The sequence below is a fragment of the Streptomyces viridifaciens genome, from assembly GCF_001888885.2.
In the GTDB taxonomy this organism is placed as follows: Bacteria; Actinomycetota; Actinomycetes; order Streptomycetales; family Streptomycetaceae; genus Kitasatospora; species Kitasatospora aureofaciens.
Window position 1 is genome coordinate 6,265,577 of sequence record NZ_CP090841.1, and the last position, 17,297, is coordinate 6,282,873.

A 17,297-nucleotide genomic window follows, 5' to 3' on the forward strand; every position below is an offset into this window, starting at 1 on the left:
CCGGGCCGTCACCGCTCGGGCCGTCGCTGTACCGGGCATACGCCACCCTCCGAGGCTGATCGTGCACTGATCGCATCATCGTGGCAGCGTGGAGATATGCCTGTCGGCGCGGCGCGCGTTCGTCGAGCCGCTGTCACACGATCAGGCCGACCGACGCCGCTTCGAAGCGGCGTGAACCTGAACCCGGGCGGCGCTCCGCGGTTGTGCCTCGCCTGCTCCGTACATCCCCACCTCCTGCCATGGTTCCGATCCCGATCACCCGCCGTACCCGGATCGCCGCCGACCTGTACCCCTCCAACGCGGCTCTGTACGCCGACCCGACCCTGGTCGAGGGCGTGGACTACGGTCTCCGCTACCGCCGGCACCTGGACAACCAGTGCCCGCAGGGCCGTACGGCCTTCGTCCGCACCACCGTCGTCGCCCCGCACGGCGGCGGAATCGAGGGCGGCACCTCCCAGCTGTGCCTGGCCGTCGCCGGTTACCACCCCGCCGACCTCGCCCCGACCCCGGCCACCGGGCCGGTGCACGACTACTGGATGTTCGAGGGTCTGCGCTCCTCCGGCAACCGCGCGCTGCACGTCAGCTCGAACCACTGCGACGACACCGTCGCCCGCGCGATGTGCTCCGACAGCCTCAACGTGCTGTCGCTGCACGGCTGCACCACCGCCACGGCCGGCCTGGAGGCCGGTACCCGGGCGGTGCTGCTCGGCGGCCTGAACCACGGCCTCCGCCTGTACCTGATGGAGGAGTTCGCCGCAGCGGGCATCCGGGCCGTGAACGTCTCCGGTGGGCAGCAGCTCGCCGGAGACGACCCACAGAACATCTGCAACCGCACACTGCTCGGCACGGGCGCCCAGCTGGAGCTGACCACCGAGCTGCGGACCGCGATGTTCGCCCCGACCAGGAACGCCCGGGCCGACGCGGGAGCCAACACGCTGCCGCTGTTCTGGAGCTTCGTCACGGCCGTCCGGACCGCGATCCAGCGCCAGGAGGCGACCCAGCCGATCCGGTACGCGTGAGCCACCGCCCGCCCGCCGCGGCGGACGTCAGCCCAGCTCGTACTCCAGCACGTAGGTGTGGGTGCCGGACTCGTCGACGGCCAACCGGAACTCGCCGGTGATTCCGGCCAGCCCGCCCGCCCCCGTGCCCGGCACCACGCGTATCGTCACCCCGGTGGTGTCCCAGGCCGCGTGCTGGAGCACGAACGAGCCGGCGCGCCCGTCCAGTTCGCCCGTCACGTGCTCCACCGCGACGTACGAGGCGGGCCCGCCCGACGCGCCGCCGACGGACAGCATCCGCACCTCGCTGCGCCCGTTCAGCCCGCCGGTGAAGGTCTTGGCGATCCTGACGCGCCCGAAGGAGGCGCCCTCGTGCTCCTCCGTCTCCACCGGCTCGAACGCCGTCAGCTCGAACGACCCGCTCGCCACCGCACCCATGACACGCTCCCCTCGTCGGCCCGTACGTCCGCACCGTCGCGGCGGACGGTCGCCAGATCGTCGACCTGCGTGAAGCCTGGCACACGGTACTGACAGTCGCGCCCCAGCCCGTCGCCCGCCGCCGGTGCGGGGCCTCACTGCTCCCAGAGCAGCGCCAGCAGGGCCGCGTCGTCGGCCAGTCCGGCCTCCCCGACCCAGCCGCGGACATCCGCGAGCAGGGCGTCCAGCAGGTCCTGCGGGTTTCCCGCGGGCAGGCAGGGCAGACGTTCCGCCAGCGGGTAGAACCGGCCCTCGGCGTCCCGGGCCTCGGACACGCCGTCGGTGTGCAGGAGCAGCAGGTCGCCGAGCCGCGGCTCGAAGCGGCCCGCCGGGTAGCCGCTGCCGGTCAGACCGAGCAGGCCCAGCGGCGGCGTAGGGAATGGCGGCTCCAGATCGCTCACCCTGCCCCCGCGGCGCAGCAGCGGGTCGGGATGGCCGCAGTTCACGATCGTCACCGTGTCCCGGTCAGGCGCCACGTCCAGCAGCAGCGCGGTGGTGAACCGCCCGTCCTCAGACCGCGCGGCGAGCGCCGCGTCCATCCGCTCCGCCACTCGGGTGAGGTCGGGCTCGGTCCGTGCCGCCTCCCGGAACACGCCCAGCACGTCCGCCGCCGTCTCCACCGCCGGCAGCCCGTGTCCCTGCACGTCCCCCAGCAGGATCCGCACCCCGAAACGCGTCTCCACCACGGCGTACAGGTCCCCGCCGATCCGTGCCTCCGCGGCCGCCGCGACGTACCGCACGGCCAGTCTCAGCGGTCCGATCCGCCCGGCGGGCGGTCGCAGCAGGGCCCGCTGCGCCGCCTCGGCCACCGTCCGGACCTGGTACAACTGCCGCTCCCGGGCCGCCACCAGGACGACGTTGGCGGCGCTGGCCAACGTCGCGGCGAGCACCGTGATCAGCGCGGTGACGTGCACCTCGGTCGGTAGGTCGGTGTTGGTGGTCTCCAGCAGCCCGACCGCGAGGACGGCGATCGCCCCGGCGATCAGCGGCACCCGGGCCGTCCGGGTGGTCGCTCCGGCCAGCACCGGCGCTACCGCGAGGACGGGGGAGAGCGTAGTGCCGGGGCCGGTCACCAGATCGGCCACGACGGCGCCGACCAGCAGCGCGATGGCGCCGTACAGGAGCAGCCGGGTGCGTCGCGGCAGATGGAGCGGCGGCACACCGGCCGGGCCGTCGTCGGCGGTCACGCGTCCTCCAGGGCAGAGCGGTCCTAGGGTCCACTCTGGTCCGTGCCCCCGCAGGCGGCACCTCGGACGGGAGACGGCCGGGCGTACCCGACTAGGCTGGGCGGCGAGATGAGACGCAAGAGCCGCCGCCCGGCCTCCCCCCTCCCGCAGCGCAACGGCGTGGACCCGGTGCACCTGCGGCTCCCGGCCGAGGGGCCCTGGCCGACCGTTCGTGCCCATCTGGTCGAGCGGCTGCCCACGGTGGCGGCCGAGCGGATCGACGCGGCGTTGCACGGGCGGGAGATCGTCGGCGAGGACGGGCCGGTCGCGCCCGACGCGCCCTTCCGGCCCGGCGCGCACCTGTGGTTCTACCGGGACCTGCCGGACGAGGTCCGCGTCCCGTTCGAGCTGGAGGTACTGCACCGGGACGAGCACCTGGTCGTCGTCGACAAGCCGCACTTCCTGGCCACCACCCCGCGCGGCAGGCACGTCGTCGAGACGGCGCTGTCCCGGCTGCGGCACACCCTCGACCTGCCCGCGCTCAGCCCCGCCCACCGGCTCGACCGGCTCACCGCCGGCCTGGCCATGTTCGTGGTCCGGCCGCAGGACCGCGGCGCCTACCAGACGCTCTTCCGCGATCGGCTGGTCCGCAAGGAGTACCAGGCCGTCGCCCGCTACGACCCGGCGCTGCGCCTGCCACGCACCGTCCGCAGCCACATCGTCAAGGAACGGGGCGTGATCGCCGCCCGTGAGGTCGACGCCCCGCCGAACAGCGAGAGCGGGATCGACCTGCTCGAACACCGCGACAACCTCGCCCGTTACCGCCTCCGCCCGCTCAGCGGACGCACCCACCAGCTGCGGCTGCACATGTGCGGCCTCGGCGTGCCGATCCTCGGTGACCCGGTCTACCCGGTGGTGCTGACCGAACCGGCCCCGGACGACTTCCGTCGGCCGCTCCAGCTGCTCTCCTCCGTCGTCGAGTTCACCGACCCCCTGACCGGCCGCGAGCGCCGCTTCGAGAGCCGCCGCACCCTGGCCGCCTGGACCGACCCCGAGGGCTGGGCCCTCGGCGCGTCCTAGGGTCCGTCCTCGAACTCCTCCCGACCGCCCGGGGACGGGAGTTCGATCACGGACCCCGGATTCGGCGAACGACGGGGCCACCGTGATCACGGGCAGCTAAGGGGGATCCCGGACGGGGGCTGACCCGGAGGGCGACGCGGTGCCGGTGGTGGTGCCGGCTGTGGCACCGCGTTGCCGCCGGCCGGTCCCGGACGCCGGGGCGTCCGGGGACGAGGACGGGGATGCGCCGGCGAAGGACTCGTCCGACTCCTCGGCGCGGCCTCCCGGTGCTCAGGGCAGCACGTCGATCCGGCCCATCTGGCCGTGCGAGGAGTGCACCAGGTGGTGGCAGTGATAGACGTACTCGCCCGGGTACTCGCCCCAGGTCATGGCGATCCGGACGCTCTCGCCCGGATGGATCGCGACGGTGTCCTTCAGCCCTGCCTCGGCCGGGCCGACCGGCTCCCCGTCACGGTCCAGGACGCGGAACCGCACCAGGTGGGTGTGGAAGGAGTGAGGGGCGTGGAAGACCCCGGCCGGCCGGCGGGTGAGGTGGTTGTGGATCGTCCAGATCTCGCTGGTGCCGACGGTGGTCCGCACGTCGGTCCGGTCCGGGTCGTACTTGCGCCCGTTGATCCTGGTGTCAGGGAAGGTCGTCAGCCAGAAGTCCCGGTGCACCGTCGCCTCCGGGATCGGCGGCAGGGTCGCCAGGACGTCCGGTACCCGGCTGCGGTCCTCGGCCGTCCGGGTGATGTCGAAGCGCAGCACCTCGGGCCGCTCGGTCTCCAGCGCGGCCGTGTTCTCCAGCACCACCGATTCACCGACCGGGTAGCGGGCGAAGTCGACCACGATCTCGGCGCGTTCGGCGCCGGCCAGGGTCAGCTCGTGCAACTCCACCGGGCCGGCGAGAAGTCCGCCGTCGGAGGCTATCTGGGTGAACGGCGCGCCGTCGGCGAAGCGCAGCGATACGTGGCGGTTGGGCGAGACGTTGAAGACCCGCAGCCGGTACTTGCGCGCCGCCACCTCGAAGTAGGGCCGCTCCTTGCCGTTGACCAGCATGTGCGGGCACTCGTACGGGTCGGTGTAGACCAGCCTGCCGTCCGTCTCGATCCGGGCGTCCCGGATCAGCAGCGGGATGTCGTACTCGCCGCCCGGCAGCGGCAGGCCGCTCTCGTGCGGGTCGCTGAGCAGGTAGGCGCCGGCCAGGCCCCGGTAGACGTTCTCGGCCTCCAGCCCGTGCGCGTGGTCGTGGTACCAGAGCGAGGCGGCCACCTGTTCGTTGGGGTAGCGGTACTCGCGGGTCTCGCCGGGCTCGACGAGGTCCATCGGCAGGCCGTCGTACTGCGACCGGACGTGGCCGCCGTGCAGGTGGACGGAGGTGTGCACGTCCAGGTCGTTGGTCTGCTGGACCACCACCTCCCGGCCCTTGACAGCCCGGATGGTCGGCCCCGGGAAGCAGCCGCCGAAGGCCCGGACGGTGGTCAGCAGCCCCTTGACGATCTCCACCTCGGTCTCGGCCATCCGGAGCTGGTACAGGTCCGAGGAATCCGTCCGCGACACCGGGCTCAGCACCGGGGGCACCTGCATGGCGTGGGCGAAGGGGACGATCCGGGCGGCCCGCCCCCTGGCTCCCGAGCGGGCCTGAGCGGCCGTCGGTGCGGCTGGCGCGGTCTGGGCCAGGTTCGGTATGAGGCCCCATGGGAAGAGGGCCACCGGGCCGCCCAAGGTGGCGGCCCTGAGGAGGTTTCGTCGGTTCAGCATCCTCGGTCTCTCTGTCCGGGACCCGGCGGTCGGTGTGCCGCCGGGCAGATGATCGCCGGCCGTGGTCGCCGGCCGCCCCGCCCAGCGGCTGCCGCGCACATGAGGGGGCGCGGGCCTGACGGTGGCTGACCGTGCGGCTCACGCCGCGCTCGGTAACCGCCCCGCTGGCTCAGTATCAGCGGGCTTCGCGCGCTCTGCACCGCGACCGCATCCGCGCGTGAACCCCGGCATCCCCGGGGCGGCCGGCGTTCCCGGGACGTTCGGTGGCCAACTCGTGCGGCGGCGAGCGCCTGGCGCGGGCTGGGCGTCCGGCCGCGCGCGTCGGGCCCGACACGCGTCGGGCCCGACGGAGAAGGTCGGGAATCCCCACCGGTCGGTCAGGTGGTGGCCGGTACGACATTGGTGGCCGCGACCGCGGGACGGACCCGTCTGGCCAGGTCCACGGCATCGCCCTCGGCCCAGATGTGGATGAAGAAGAGGCGCGGTTCGTCCGTCAGGCCGTGGTTGTGGAGCTCGACGAGTTCGATGCCTCCCCGCCGCAGCAGCGCGAGGACCTCCTGGACCTCGGTGGCGACCATGGCGAGGTCGCCGCTGAGCGCGGCCCGTCCCCGGCCGAGCGGCTGGAAGTTGAAGGCCGAGGTCGCGCCCAGGCCGGGTGGCAGGACGTGCCCCTCGTCGACGACGGTCTCGCGGCGCAGGAAGATGCACGAATGGACGTCCTCGCTGCTGTTGCCCGCAGCACCCAGTGCGGCGTCGATGCCGGCGGTGTCCAGATCGAGGGGTCGGTGTGGTCGGTGCGGTCGGTGCGGTCGCGGTGCCGGCGTGCCGGTGCGGTCGAGCGCGGTCCGCAGGCCGCGGGCCAGCGCCACGGCGTCGTGGCCGTGTGCGCAGACATGGGTCCACCAGACCTCCGGCCGCTGCCCCGGCAGGTGTTTGTGGAGGGCGGTCAGGGCGATCCCCTGAGCCTGGAGCGCGTCGGTGAACGCCGGCAGCTCCTCCGCGGTCACCACCAGGTCGCCCATCATCAGGGTGCTGCCGTCGTCGTACCGGGCGAAGGAGGCGTGCGAGCCCAGAGCGAGCCCGGGGGTGATGACGACGCCGCGACTCACCACGTGCAGGTCGTGCCGCGGGAAGGGCGTGTGGTGGTAGGTCGAGCGGATGAGGCCGCCCGGGCGGCCGAGAGCGCGCACGACGTCGCTCCAGTCCGCCTCGCTGGTGGTCACCGGGGTGGGGGCGGGCCCCATGCCGCCCGAACCATGGGCCGCGGCCGACGTCGTGCACGCAGCCCCCACCAGACCGGCCAGCACTGGCATCAGTCCGGCCGCCGCCAGCAGCGGTCGTCGCGGTAGGGCGGGGGGAACAGGGTTCCCGGGGGTCGCGTCTTCGGTCTTCACAGGCACCTCCAGAGCCCGGAGCGAGGGCGGGAGCCGGTCCCCGCGTCGTGCTCCGGCGGCGCGGGGGCCGGCTCCCGTCCGGGCCGGCCGCCAGGGGTGTGCCGGCGGCCGGACGAACGATCGGATGGGGGAACGGTTCGACTTCGTGGTCAGGAACCGGGCGAGGCCCAGGTGCCCAGGGACATCTCGGCGGTGATACCCGGGCCGAACCCGGCCATCAGCCCGTGGTGGCCGTCGAGGGCCGACTCCTCGTCGAACATCCTGGCCAGGGCGTCGAGCACGACCGCACTGGCGATGTTGCCGTACTGCGTGAGGGTCGCTCGGCTGAAGCGGAACGCCTCGGGCGGCACCTTCAGGAAGCGGCTCAGGTCGTCCAGGATCCGCGGACCACCGGCGTGGATGATGTAGAAGTCCAGCATGCCCACGTCCCACTGGTGTTGCTCGGCGACCGCACGCAGGGCCGGGCTGAGCGGCTCCATCGTCCCTGGCACCCGTTTGTCCAGCTGGAAGTGGAATCCGGTGGGGCGGACCGCGTAGGAGATCCACTCCTCGGTGTTCGGGATGAGGTACGAGCCGTTGCGCTCCAGCCGGATCCCGGTGCCACCCTCGCCCCGGACCACGGCGGCGGCGAGCCCGTCGCCGAACAGGCCGTTGGACAGCAGCGACCCCACGCCCAGGTCGGTGGGCTGGTAGCACAGCGAGCAGAACTCGCAGGCCACGATCAGCACGTTGGCGCCCGGGTAGGCCGAGCAGAAGTCATGAGCCCGGTTCACCGCCGCGCCGCCGGCCGCACAGCCCAGCTGCGCGATCGGCAGCTGCCGGGTCTCCGGCCGGAAGCCCAGCTTGTTGATCAGCCACGCCGTGAGCGACGGCATCATGAAGCCGGTGCACGACACGTAGACGATCAGGTCGATCTGGGACGGCTCCACTTGGGCTGTTTCGAGGGCCCTGACCACCACCTCCGGGACGCGGGCCTTGGACTCCGCCTCGAAGATGGCGCTGCGCTCGTCCAAGCCCGGGTGCTTCAGCACCACGTCGATGGGTTGGATCAGGTGCCGCGTCCGCACCCCGGTGTTCTTGATGAGGCGCAACGCCAGATCGAGCTGGGGATGGTCGTGGTGGAGCCTGCGTGCCAGTTCGAGGGTTTCCTCGTTGGTGATGACGTTCTCCGGCACAGCTATCGCCGGCTTGCACAGAACGGCCATGGGACTTCCTCCAGACGGGCGGAGTTCCCGGTGAGCCCCCGGCGGGGCGGGGAGTTCCAGCACTTGACGGCAGCCGCTGTAGCCGGACACATGGGGACCGGCGCGGCGGCGGGACTCACCGGGCGGGGCCCGAAAGCGCGGCGGACGAGTCGGCAGAGCGAGGATCGGATGCTCGCTGAGCGGGTGGTTGCGCCGACCGCGAGTCGGTTCGGGCCACGTCAGCCCAATCTATGGAAGGTGGGTCCGGCACGCACCTCGACCCGCACACTGCGAGGTGCGTGCCGAGGTGCGCGGTAAGCCGGAAGCGAGGTGGCGGCGGGCGAGCGCCGGGGCGTGCGGCGCCGTCACCAGGTGACCGGCAGCCCGAGCGGATAGCGCCAGATCGACGAGGTGTTCCACGCCAGCTCCGCGGCCGGCTTCGCCAGCGCGATCCTGGGGAAGCGCTCCAGCAGGGTCCCGATGGCGACTTCGAGTTCGGTGATGGCCAGCGGTGCGCCGAGGCAGTGGTGCGCGCCCCAGCCGAAGGTCATGTGGGACGGGCCGGTCCGCTCCAGGTCCAGCTCGTCGGGCCGCTCGAACCTGCGGGCGTCCCGGTTGGCGGTCAGGTACGAGACGTGCACGATGTCCCCCGCCGGGATCGTCACCCCGCTCAGCTCCACGTCCTCGAGGGCCACCCGGGGGATGCCGACGCCCTTGCGGAACGGGATGAGCCGCAGCATCTCATGGATCACCTGGGTGAGCATCTCGGGCCGTTCGCGCAGGACGGCGCGCACGTCCGGCCGGGTGAGGACGGTGTACGAGAGGTTGCCGAGCTGGTACGTCGTGGTGTCCTGGCCGGTGATCAGCAGGACCATGGCCATCACGGTGAGTTCCTGCTCGTCGAGGACCTCGTCCCCGTCCCGGGCCGTGGCCAGCGCGCTGATCAGGTCGTCACCGGGGTTCCTGCGCCGTTCGGCCGTCAGCTCGGCGAAGTACGCCCGCAGGTCGGCCTTGGCTCGCACCGCGGCCGGCTTGTTGTCCAGGTCCATGTTCATCATCGTCCGGGCGTTGGCGCGCAGCTGTGCGCTGTCGCTCTCGGGGATGTCCAGGACCTCGCAGATCGTGATCAGCGGGAGCGGGTGGGCCAGGTGTTCCATCAGGTCGGCGGGGGGACCCTGGTCCCGCATCCGGTCCAGCAGCTCGTTCACCACGTGCTGGGTACGGTCCCTCATCCGCTCGATGTGGTCGGCTGTGAAGCCCTTGGACACCAGGCTGCGCAGGCGGGCGCTGGCGGGCGGGTCCATGACGTTGATCGCCTCGGCCTGGACGATCGGCTCGGGAGTCATGCGCGGGAAGTCCCGGCCGACGATGGCGTGGCGGCTGAAACGCCGATCAGTGGTCACTGTGCGTACGTCGTCGTACCCGGTGACCAGCCAAGCCTCCCCCTCGCCGTAGGGCAGGCGGATGCGGCTGACCGGTGCGTCGTTCATGAGCTGCCGGAGGATCGGGTCGAACTCAAGGGCTTCGGCGAAGTCGAACGGGCAGCTCCGCGCGCTGGAGTCGGTGGACATGCGGACCTCCGGGTCTGGGCCGTGCGGGCCGGACGGGTGAGGCGGACGGAATGGACTGACCACCGGTACCCGATCGGTCGGCCGCACACACCGGTGGAGACGCCGCACCGCCGGTAATTCATCCGGGCTGATCAGTGGCGGGGGCGCCCGTGCCCCGTGGACGGCGGTCTGACCGAGGACGACCTGGAGGGCACAACCACCGGGTGCGGCGTCCCGTCCGGCCGGACCAGGCCCGCGTCAGTCACCACGAAGGACGAGGCGGAGCCGGTGAGCCGAACCCGGGTACGAGAACCCTGGCAGTACTAGGCCGAACGAACGACGGGGTCCCGGGCCCGGTGGCCGATCCGCGGCCCGGCCACGCGGCGCGATCGTGGGGGCATGAACGCAGCACAGCACACCCACCTCGCGCCCGTCGCACTGGTCACCGGCGCCTCCCGCGGCCTCGGGCTGGCCCTCGCGCACGCCCTCGCCGGCGAGGGCTGGCAGCTGGTGATCACCGCCCGCGGCGCTGCCGAACTCGCCGAGGCCGAAACCGCCCTGGCCGCCGTCACCAAGGTGGTGGCCCTGCCCGGCTCGATCGTCGACGACGACCACCGGGCCCATCTGGCCGAGGCCGCCGAGGGCCTCGGCGGCGCGAGCCTGCTGGTCAACAACGCCGGTTCGCTCAACGGCGCCGTCACTCCGGGCACCGAACCGCTGCCCCGGCTGGCCGACTTCCCGCTGCCGGACCTGCTGGAACTCTTCGAGGTCAACGCGCTCGCCCCGATCGCCCTCACCCAACTCGTCCTGCCCCAAGTGCGCGCCCACTCCGGCGCCGTCCTCAACATCAGCTCGGACGCCGCCGTGGAGGCCTACCCCGGCTGGGGCGGGTACGGCGCCAGCAAGGCGGCGCTCGACCTTGCCACGGCCGTACTCGCCCGGGAAGAGCCCCAGGTGAGGGTCTGGGCGGTCGACCCGGGCAACATGCGCACCCGAATGCTGCAGGAGGCCAGTCCCGGCGAGGACATCTCCGGCGAACCGCTGCCCGAGGAGGTCGCGCCCGTCCTGATCGGCCTGCTTCGCGACCGCGCCCCCTCCGGGCGCTACCGCGCCGAGGACCTCGCGGCGGCGCCGGTGGCCGACCGGGGTGGGCGATGACGACCCTGACCGAACTGGACCTCCACGTCACCGTCCCGCCCGAACTCTCCGCCCGCGCACCGGCCGAGGCGCGCGGCGGCGCCCGGGACGGCGTACGGATGCTGGTCGGCCGCCGCGCCACCGGCGCCGTGGAACACCGCCGCTTCACCGAGCTGCCCGAAGCGCTGCGCCCGGGGGACCTCCTGGTGGTCAACAACTCGGGCACCCTCCCGGCCGCGCTGCCGGGCCGACTGCCCGACGGCACCCCGGTCGCTCTGCACCTGTCCTCCGCACAGCCGGACCAACGGGGCTCCCACCTCGTCGAGTTGCGCCGACCGATGCCGGGCTCGGCAGCTTCCTACTACCCGCCGCAGGAGTCACCGGCCCGGCCGGGACTGCACGTCGCACTGCCGGCCGGCGGGGCGGCCGAGCTGGTGCAGCCGTTCACCGACCGCCTCTGGTACGCCGAACTGTCGCTGCCCGCAACCCTGTTGCCGTACCTGAGGCTGCACGGACGGGCGATCCGGTACGGCTACGTGGACCGCGACTGGCCGATCGAGGCCTACCAGACGGTCTTCGCGAGCGTGCCGGGCAGCAGCGAAATGCCCAGCGCAGCGCGCCCGTTCACGCCGACGGTGGTGGCCCGGCTGGCTGGTCGGGGCGTGCTGGTCGCTCCCGTCACCCTGCACACCGGAGTGGCCTCGCCGGAGGCGCACGAGGCCCCGTACGCGGAGCGCTTCCGCGTCCCCGCCACCACCGCCCGGCTGGTCGGCCACGTCCGGGCCGGGGGCGGACGGGTGATCGCCGTCGGCACGACCGTCGTCCGCGCCCTGGAGTCGGCCGTCGGGCCGGACGGCACGCTCCAGGAGGCGGACGGCTGGACGGAGTTGGTGATCACCCCGGTGCGCGGGGTGCGCGGGGTGGACGGGTTGCTCACCGGCTGGCACGAGCCGCGCGCCTCCCACCTGCTGATGCTGGCAGCCGTCGCGGGCCGCCCGCTGCTGACGGCCTGCTACCGGGAGGCCGTCCGACAGCGGTACCTGTGGCACGAGTTCGGCGACGTCAACCTGCTGCTGCCGGACTGAGCAGGTCAGCCGGTCACCGGGTGCGCGGCGAGGCCGCCGCCGGCAGCACGTTTGCGGGGACGGCACCGGGGAGCGGCAGGGCCTGCCCCGCGGGCGGGCAGGCGATCTCGGTGCCGGCCCGGCAGAGGCCGTTCAGGCGAGCAGGGTCTGCGCCACGTGGTGGGTGTCCAGGTACTCGCGGACGGCGGTGATCAGGCCGTTCTCCACGGTGAACACGCCCAGGCAGTGGTTCTCGTACGCGGCGCCGTTGGCGGCCTTCCCGACGGCGGTCCACTCGGCCACCGCCTGCGGGCCGTCGGCGAGGACGTGGGTGAGGGTGAGGGTCGGCAGGCCGTCAGGGGCGAACAGGGTGCCGACCTGGCCGAGGAAGTCGCCGAAGATCTCCTGCTTGCCGTGCCAGGTGCGGGAGAGTTCGAGGTTGCCCGGGTAGGTCCAGGTGGCGTCCTCGGCGAACAGGGCGATGGCGGCGTCCCGTTCGCCCGCGGCGAGCCGGGTGACGTACTCGGTGACGACGGTGCGGGCGTCGGTCTGCTGCATGGTGGGCTCCTCTGGTCCGTCCGGTCGGGGCTCTCCCGCCGTGGCACCAGCAAAGGCCACCGGCCGTACCGGTGGCCAACAACCCCCGGCCCGCACCGACAACGGTCGGTTGTTCATGCAGACGGGAAGCCCGGTGGCAGCTCCAGTTCGAACCAGACCACCTTGCCGTCGGCCGTCCGGCGGCTGCCCCAGCGGTGCGCCAGTTCGTTGACCAGGTGGATGCCGCGCCCGCCCTCGTCCTCGTTGCGGGCACGGCGGAGCCGGGGTGTCCCGCTCTCCCGGTCGGCGACCTCCACGGTGAGCACCCGGGTGCAGAACAGGCGAAGCTGGGTGGGGGATCCGGCGTGCACCAGGGCGTTGGTGATCAGCTCGCTGGTGAGCAGCTCTGCCCAGTCGGTGAGTGCGGTCAGCCCCCAGGCGCTGAGCGTCTCCCGGGTGAAGCGGCGCGAGTGGGCGACCATCGCGTGGTCACCGGTGAGCGGCAGGGAGGCGATCCGGTCGGCTCCCTCCGGGCGGACCTGCGCCATGATGACGGCGATGTCGTCCTCGGCGGTGCGCCCGGTGAGCCGGGTCAGGACGGCGTCGCAGGTCTGCTCCAGCGAGTGGCACCGGTCGGCGACCGTACGGCAGAGCAGTTGCAGGCCCTCGTCGAGGTCGCGGCCCCGGCGTTCGACCAGGCCGTCGGTGTAGAGGGTCAGGATGGCCCGCTCGGGAAGGGTGAACTCGACGCTCTCGAAGGGGACTCCGCCCACGCCCAGCGGCGCGCCGGGCGGCAGGTCGACGAGACGGGCGTTGCCCTCGGTGTCGGCGACCACGGGCGGCAGGTGACCGGCGCAGGCGGCGGTGCAGCTACGGTCGGCGGGGTCGTAGACCACGCAGACGCAGGTGGCGAACTGGCCCTCGCCGAGCGCCACGGTGGCCTCGTCCAGCCGGTGCAGCACCCGCGTCGGGTTGAGCTCCAGGGTGATCAACGTCCGGGCCACCGTCCGGAGTTGGCCCATGGTGGCGGCGGCGCGGATGCCGTGGCCCATCACGTCGCCGACGATCAGCGCGACCCGCCCGGAGGAGAGCGGCACCACGTCGAACCAGTCGCCGCCGACCTCGCTGACCACGCTGCTGGGCAGGTAGCGGTAGGCGAGCTCCAGACCGATGGTGCGGTGGATCTCCTGCGGCAGCAGACTGCGTTGGAGGGTGAGCGCGGTGTCCCGCTCCCGGCGGTAGAGCCGGGCGTTGTCGATCGCCAGCGCGGTGCGCGCGGCCAGCTCCTCGGCCAGTGAACGGTCCGCCGGCCCGAACGGCACCGGATTGTGGGTGCGGACGAACTCCGCACCGCCCAGCACGAGTCCGCGCGCCACCAGCGGCACCATCAGGTACGAGTGCACCCCGGCGGCCAGTCCCGGCTGCACCCGGTCGGGGGAGGCGACGATCCGCCGCAGCTCCTCCTCGGTCACCGTGGAGACCAGGATCGAGTGCCGGGTGCGCAGGCTCTGCGCGTACACCTCGGCCGACTGCGAGGTCTCACCGACCTGGTCGGCGGCGGCCGTCATGCTGCCGTCCGGGGCGGACTCGCCGACCGCCACCGCCCGCATCAGCACCGAACCGTCCCTCGGCACCGGGCCCGGCTCCTCGCCGCCGAGCACCGCGTCGCGCAGGTCCACCGTGACGAAGTCGGCGAAGCGCGGGAGCACCACCTCCACCAGCTCCCTCGCGGTGCGGTGCAGATCGAGGGTGGTGCCGATCCGGTTGCTCGCCTCGTTCAACAGACCCAGCCGCTGCTGGGCGGCCCAGGCCTCGTCCAGCGCCCGCTGCCGGGCGGCAGCCGCGTCGCGCTCGCGGGTGAACAGCAGCGCGTTGTCGATCGACACCGCCGCCCGCACCGCCAACTCGCCGGCCAGCGCGAGGTCCTCGTCCTCGTACGGACGCTCCACCAGGGTCCGGTAGAAACCCGCGACGCCGACCGGACTGCCGCGCGCGATCAGCGGAACGACCATGAACGAGCGCACGTTCTGCTCCCGTACGGCGGCGGTGCGCACCGGGTCCTCGGCGAACCAGGCCATGCCCTCCTCGTCCATCCGGGGCACCAGCACCGGCTTGCGGTGCGCCAGGCTCCACGCGTACGGCGAACCCGGCAGGAAGCGGTGCACCCCGCCCAGCCGTTCGATCGGGGCCAGGGTCGAGCCGCGCACCGAATGGAACGCCATCCGCCGCAGCAGCGCCGAACCGTCCGCCGGGGGCCGCACCTCGCGCTCGCCCCGGACCAGCTCCTCCAGCACCTCCACCACCACGGTGTCGGCCAGCCGGGGCGTCGCCACCTCCGCCAACTCGTTCGCGGTGCGGTCGAGATCGAGCGTCGTGCCGATCCGGGCGGACGCCGCGTTCACCAGCGCCAGCCGCTCCTGCGCGGCCTTCGCCTCGCGCAACGCCTGCTGCCGGGCCAGCACCGTCTGGTGCTGGCGCAGGTACAGCCGGGCGTTGTCGATCGCGACCGCCGCGCGCGAGGCCAGCTCGTCACCGAGCGTGATGTCGGCCTCGGCGAAGGACTCCCGCTCGCCGCGCCGCGAGTACACCACCATGCCGAGCGTGGTGCCGCGCGCCACCAGCGGCGTGATCCGCACCGAACGCGGGCGGTCGCCCAGGACCGCCTGGCGGCGGCTCTCGCTGAGAGCGTCGGCCAGCGGCACCAGCTCCCAGGACGGCACCACCACCGTCCGCCCGGTGATCAGCGCCCGGGCGTACGGAGAGTCCGGCGGCAGCTCGTAGACCGAGTCCACCGGCAGGGCGCCGGCCGGGTACAGCGGGTCGGACGTCGCCAGCGCCAGGCGGCGCACCAGGTGCGGGGCGTCCGGGGCGGGCGGCTCGACATTGCGCCCGGCGATCAGCGCCTCCAGGGCGAACACCCCGCTGAGGTCCGCGACCCTCGGCACCATCGCGTCGGCCAGCTCGCGGGCGGTCTGCCGCAGGTCCAGGGTGGTGCCGATCGAGGCGGTCGCGTCCACCAGCAGCGACAGCCGCTCCTGGGCCCGGGCCGCCCGGGCATCGGCGCGGTAGCGCTCCGTCACGTCGATGATCGTCGCGCTCACCCCGAGCACCCGGCCGCCCTGGTCGGCCAGCCGGAAGTACGAGGCGGACCAGGCCCGGTCGCGCCGCGGATCCCCCGGCGTGCGGCCGTGCGTACGAAAGTCCACCACCGGCACGCCACTCGCCAGCACCTGCCGCATCACCGCCTCGGTCTCCGCGGCGTTGCTCCCCGGCAGCACCTCGGCCACCCGGCGGCCCAGGTGTGCCTCGGCCGGCAGGCCGTTGCCCCTCGCCAGCGCCTCGTTCAGCCGGACATAGCGCAGATCGGTGTCGAAGACGGCCATACCGACCGGGCACTGGGTGAAGAAACCGTCCAGCACGGCCAGATCCGCCTGGATCCGCCGCAGCGTCGTCACCTCGGAGGCCACCGCCAGCACCAAGGGTGCCCCGCCCGGCCCCTGGACCGGATGCGTACGGAACTCCAGGTTCACCAGATGCCCGTCCCGGTGCCGGACCGGAAACACCCCCGACCACTCGCGGCCGGCCAGGATCTCCCCGAACAACTCCAGTACCTCGGGCCGCTGCTCGTCCGAGGTCAACAGCTTGGCCGCCTTCGCGCCCACCGCCTCGTCCGCACGGTAGCCGAGCAGCGCCTCAGCGTCACCGCTCCAGTGCAGGATCCGCCCGTCGGCCTCGATCAGGGCCGTGGCGATCGGTACCATCAGCAGGGCGTCCTGCTGAGGATCCGCCCGGCGCTGTCCGTCGTCGTTCACCATGGCCAGAGAACCGCCCAACCACCCGGGAACCCGTTCCCACCAGCCCTGTCATCCTCGCACGCAGGCCCCACGCGTCGCTCATCGAACTCGGACACGACGCGACACCGAAGCGTCACCAGCGCCGCGAACCAGGCGTCTCTCCGCCGCGACAGCCGAACTCCCCGCCCTCAGGGAGCAACCCGGCACGAACACAGGGGAGTCGAGCAGCCCTCTGTCGTCCGACCACCAGCTCCCGCGCACCGCGCCACGGGGAATTCCCAACCCCGACGAACCCGCCCCCCTCCACACGCGAAGAGCCCCCGGCCGGCCGACCGGCCGCCTGCACGCCGCCGGAGCGACAGCGCCGGCCCTCCGGCCGAGCCCCGCGGACGATTAAGACGTCGTTTCCTTCGGCTGCAGGTGAGCCCGCCCCAGATGGGGAGACTTCGCTCTGACCGTCTGATCTCATGGACGATTTTGCTGGTACCCAGGCACCGGTCCGGCGTATGACCGACCCCATTGAGATGGTCGGGGAGCTGGAAAGCGCGGTACCGGGTCTGGCCGAACTGCGCCTTCCGAAACCCAGCAGCATCAGCCGGCAGGTCGTGGAAGCCGATCTGGGGGTGGCCTTGCCGGCCGATTCCAGGCTCCTGTGTGAGCTCTACCCGCCTTTCGTGCTCGGCGACTTCCTTGGTGTCGGTGGTCCGGATCCTGGTGGTGAGCACTCGTGGGTGCAGGGAACACGCGAGACGCTGGAGACTATCGCGGAGTGGTGCGAGGAAGCCGAGCCGGCTGTGCCGCTCCACGCCCATCCCGCCCCGGGCGGTCTGCCTCCCTGGGCTGACTCGAATCGCGGGGACTTCTTCCTGTGGACCACCAACCCGGCGAGGCCCCAGGACTGGACGGTCACCGTCGCCTCGCGGAGCTCCGCGCGGTGGCACTACACCGGTGGGGCCGTTCAGTTCCTGGCCGACCTGGTCAGCGGCGCAGTGGAACCGTGGGCCCTGCCCACGATCCGACCCAGCGTTGTGGCCTGGTGAGCGCCAGTCGGACCAGCAGGCGACGGAAGCAGATGAGCGTGGCAGCAATATTGGCCCAACGCCTTTGGCCACCAGAGGAAGCGACCTCTAACAACCCCCACGGGCCCGGCGTCTCCCCCCGGCCGAGCGGACGCCC

Annotated in this window: 13 protein-coding genes; 5 read left to right on the top strand and 8 right to left on the bottom strand. The window is 72.7% G+C overall.

The genetic code is table 11. The annotated features are described in order from the left end of the window. Window positions 1–239 precede the first annotated feature (239 nt). Entirely contained in the window at window positions 240–1,019 is a 780-nt protein-coding gene (locus tag BOQ63_RS35465) for a poly-gamma-glutamate hydrolase family protein (RefSeq protein ID WP_051746632.1), read from the top strand. A 27-nt stretch (window positions 1,020–1,046) separates the two neighbouring features. Here BOQ63_RS35465 and BOQ63_RS35470 read toward each other — a convergent pair whose 3' ends face one another. Both BOQ63_RS35470 and BOQ63_RS35475 read right to left on the bottom strand, forming a co-directional pair. Further along, a complete protein-coding gene (locus BOQ63_RS35470; protein WP_030279854.1) occupies window positions 1,047–1,436 on the bottom strand; it encodes a DUF3224 domain-containing protein in 390 nt (129 codons plus the stop codon). A 134-nt stretch (window positions 1,437–1,570) separates the two neighbouring features. Then, a complete protein-coding gene (locus BOQ63_RS35475; RefSeq protein WP_072655626.1) occupies window positions 1,571–2,662 on the bottom strand; it encodes a PP2C family protein-serine/threonine phosphatase in 1,092 nt (363 codons plus the stop codon). A 108-nt stretch (window positions 2,663–2,770) separates the two neighbouring features. Between BOQ63_RS35475 and BOQ63_RS35480 the strand changes: the two genes are divergently transcribed. Beyond that, entirely contained in the window at window positions 2,771–3,721 is a 951-nt protein-coding gene (locus tag BOQ63_RS35480; RefSeq protein WP_072655627.1) for a pseudouridine synthase, read from the top strand. Between the two features lie 270 nt (window positions 3,722–3,991). Here the strand turns inward: BOQ63_RS35480 and BOQ63_RS35485 are convergent, their stop codons facing one another. The 4 genes from BOQ63_RS35485 to BOQ63_RS35500 form a co-directional block, all read right to left on the bottom strand. Then, window positions 3,992–5,461: a multicopper oxidase family protein gene (locus BOQ63_RS35485; RefSeq protein ID WP_030279851.1), complete on the bottom strand. Its 1,470-nt coding sequence runs from the start codon at window positions 5,459–5,461 to the stop codon at window positions 3,992–3,994. 377 nt (window positions 5,462–5,838) lie between these two features. Further along, the gene (locus tag BOQ63_RS35490) at window positions 5,839–6,705 is read right to left on the bottom strand and encodes a DUF1259 domain-containing protein (RefSeq protein WP_223886128.1); all 867 of its coding nucleotides are present in this window, start codon (window positions 6,703–6,705) and stop codon (window positions 5,839–5,841) included. 299 nt (window positions 6,706–7,004) lie between these two features. Next, on the bottom strand, window positions 7,005–8,060 hold the full coding sequence (locus BOQ63_RS35495) for a type III polyketide synthase (RefSeq protein WP_030279847.1): 1,056 nt from the start codon (window positions 8,058–8,060) through the stop codon (window positions 7,005–7,007). Window positions 8,061–8,404: 344 nt separating this feature from the next. Then, on the bottom strand, window positions 8,405–9,610 hold the full coding sequence (locus BOQ63_RS35500; RefSeq protein WP_030552462.1) for a cytochrome P450: 1,206 nt from the start codon (window positions 9,608–9,610) through the stop codon (window positions 8,405–8,407). 378 nt (window positions 9,611–9,988) lie between these two features. Between BOQ63_RS35500 and BOQ63_RS35505 the strand changes: the two genes are divergently transcribed. Further along, window positions 9,989–10,747 carry an SDR family oxidoreductase gene (locus BOQ63_RS35505; protein WP_037828447.1) on the top strand — a complete coding sequence of 253 codons (759 nt, stop codon included), beginning with the start codon at window positions 9,989–9,991 and terminating at the stop codon, window positions 10,745–10,747. Next, the gene (locus BOQ63_RS35510) at window positions 10,744–11,811 is read left to right on the top strand and encodes an S-adenosylmethionine:tRNA ribosyltransferase-isomerase (protein WP_072655628.1); all 1,068 of its coding nucleotides are present in this window, start codon (window positions 10,744–10,746) and stop codon (window positions 11,809–11,811) included. Before BOQ63_RS35505 ends, BOQ63_RS35510 begins: the two co-directional genes overlap by 4 nt. Before the next feature lie 132 nt (window positions 11,812–11,943). Here the strand turns inward: BOQ63_RS35510 and BOQ63_RS35515 are convergent, their stop codons facing one another. Both BOQ63_RS35515 and BOQ63_RS35520 read right to left on the bottom strand, forming a co-directional pair. Then, window positions 11,944–12,348 (bottom strand): nuclear transport factor 2 family protein, encoded by a 405-nt coding sequence (locus BOQ63_RS35515; RefSeq protein ID WP_030279839.1) that lies wholly within the window; start codon window positions 12,346–12,348, stop codon window positions 11,944–11,946. Window positions 12,349–12,461: 113 nt separating this feature from the next. Continuing rightward, window positions 12,462–16,142: a SpoIIE family protein phosphatase gene (locus tag BOQ63_RS35520; protein WP_051746631.1), complete on the bottom strand. Its 3,681-nt coding sequence runs from the start codon at window positions 16,140–16,142 to the stop codon at window positions 12,462–12,464. A gap of 446 nt (window positions 16,143–16,588) precedes the next feature. Between BOQ63_RS35520 and BOQ63_RS35525 the strand changes: the two genes are divergently transcribed. Then, window positions 16,589–17,161: an SMI1/KNR4 family protein gene (locus BOQ63_RS35525; protein WP_072655629.1), complete on the top strand. Its 573-nt coding sequence runs from the start codon at window positions 16,589–16,591 to the stop codon at window positions 17,159–17,161. Window positions 17,162–17,297: the final 136 nt, after the last annotated feature.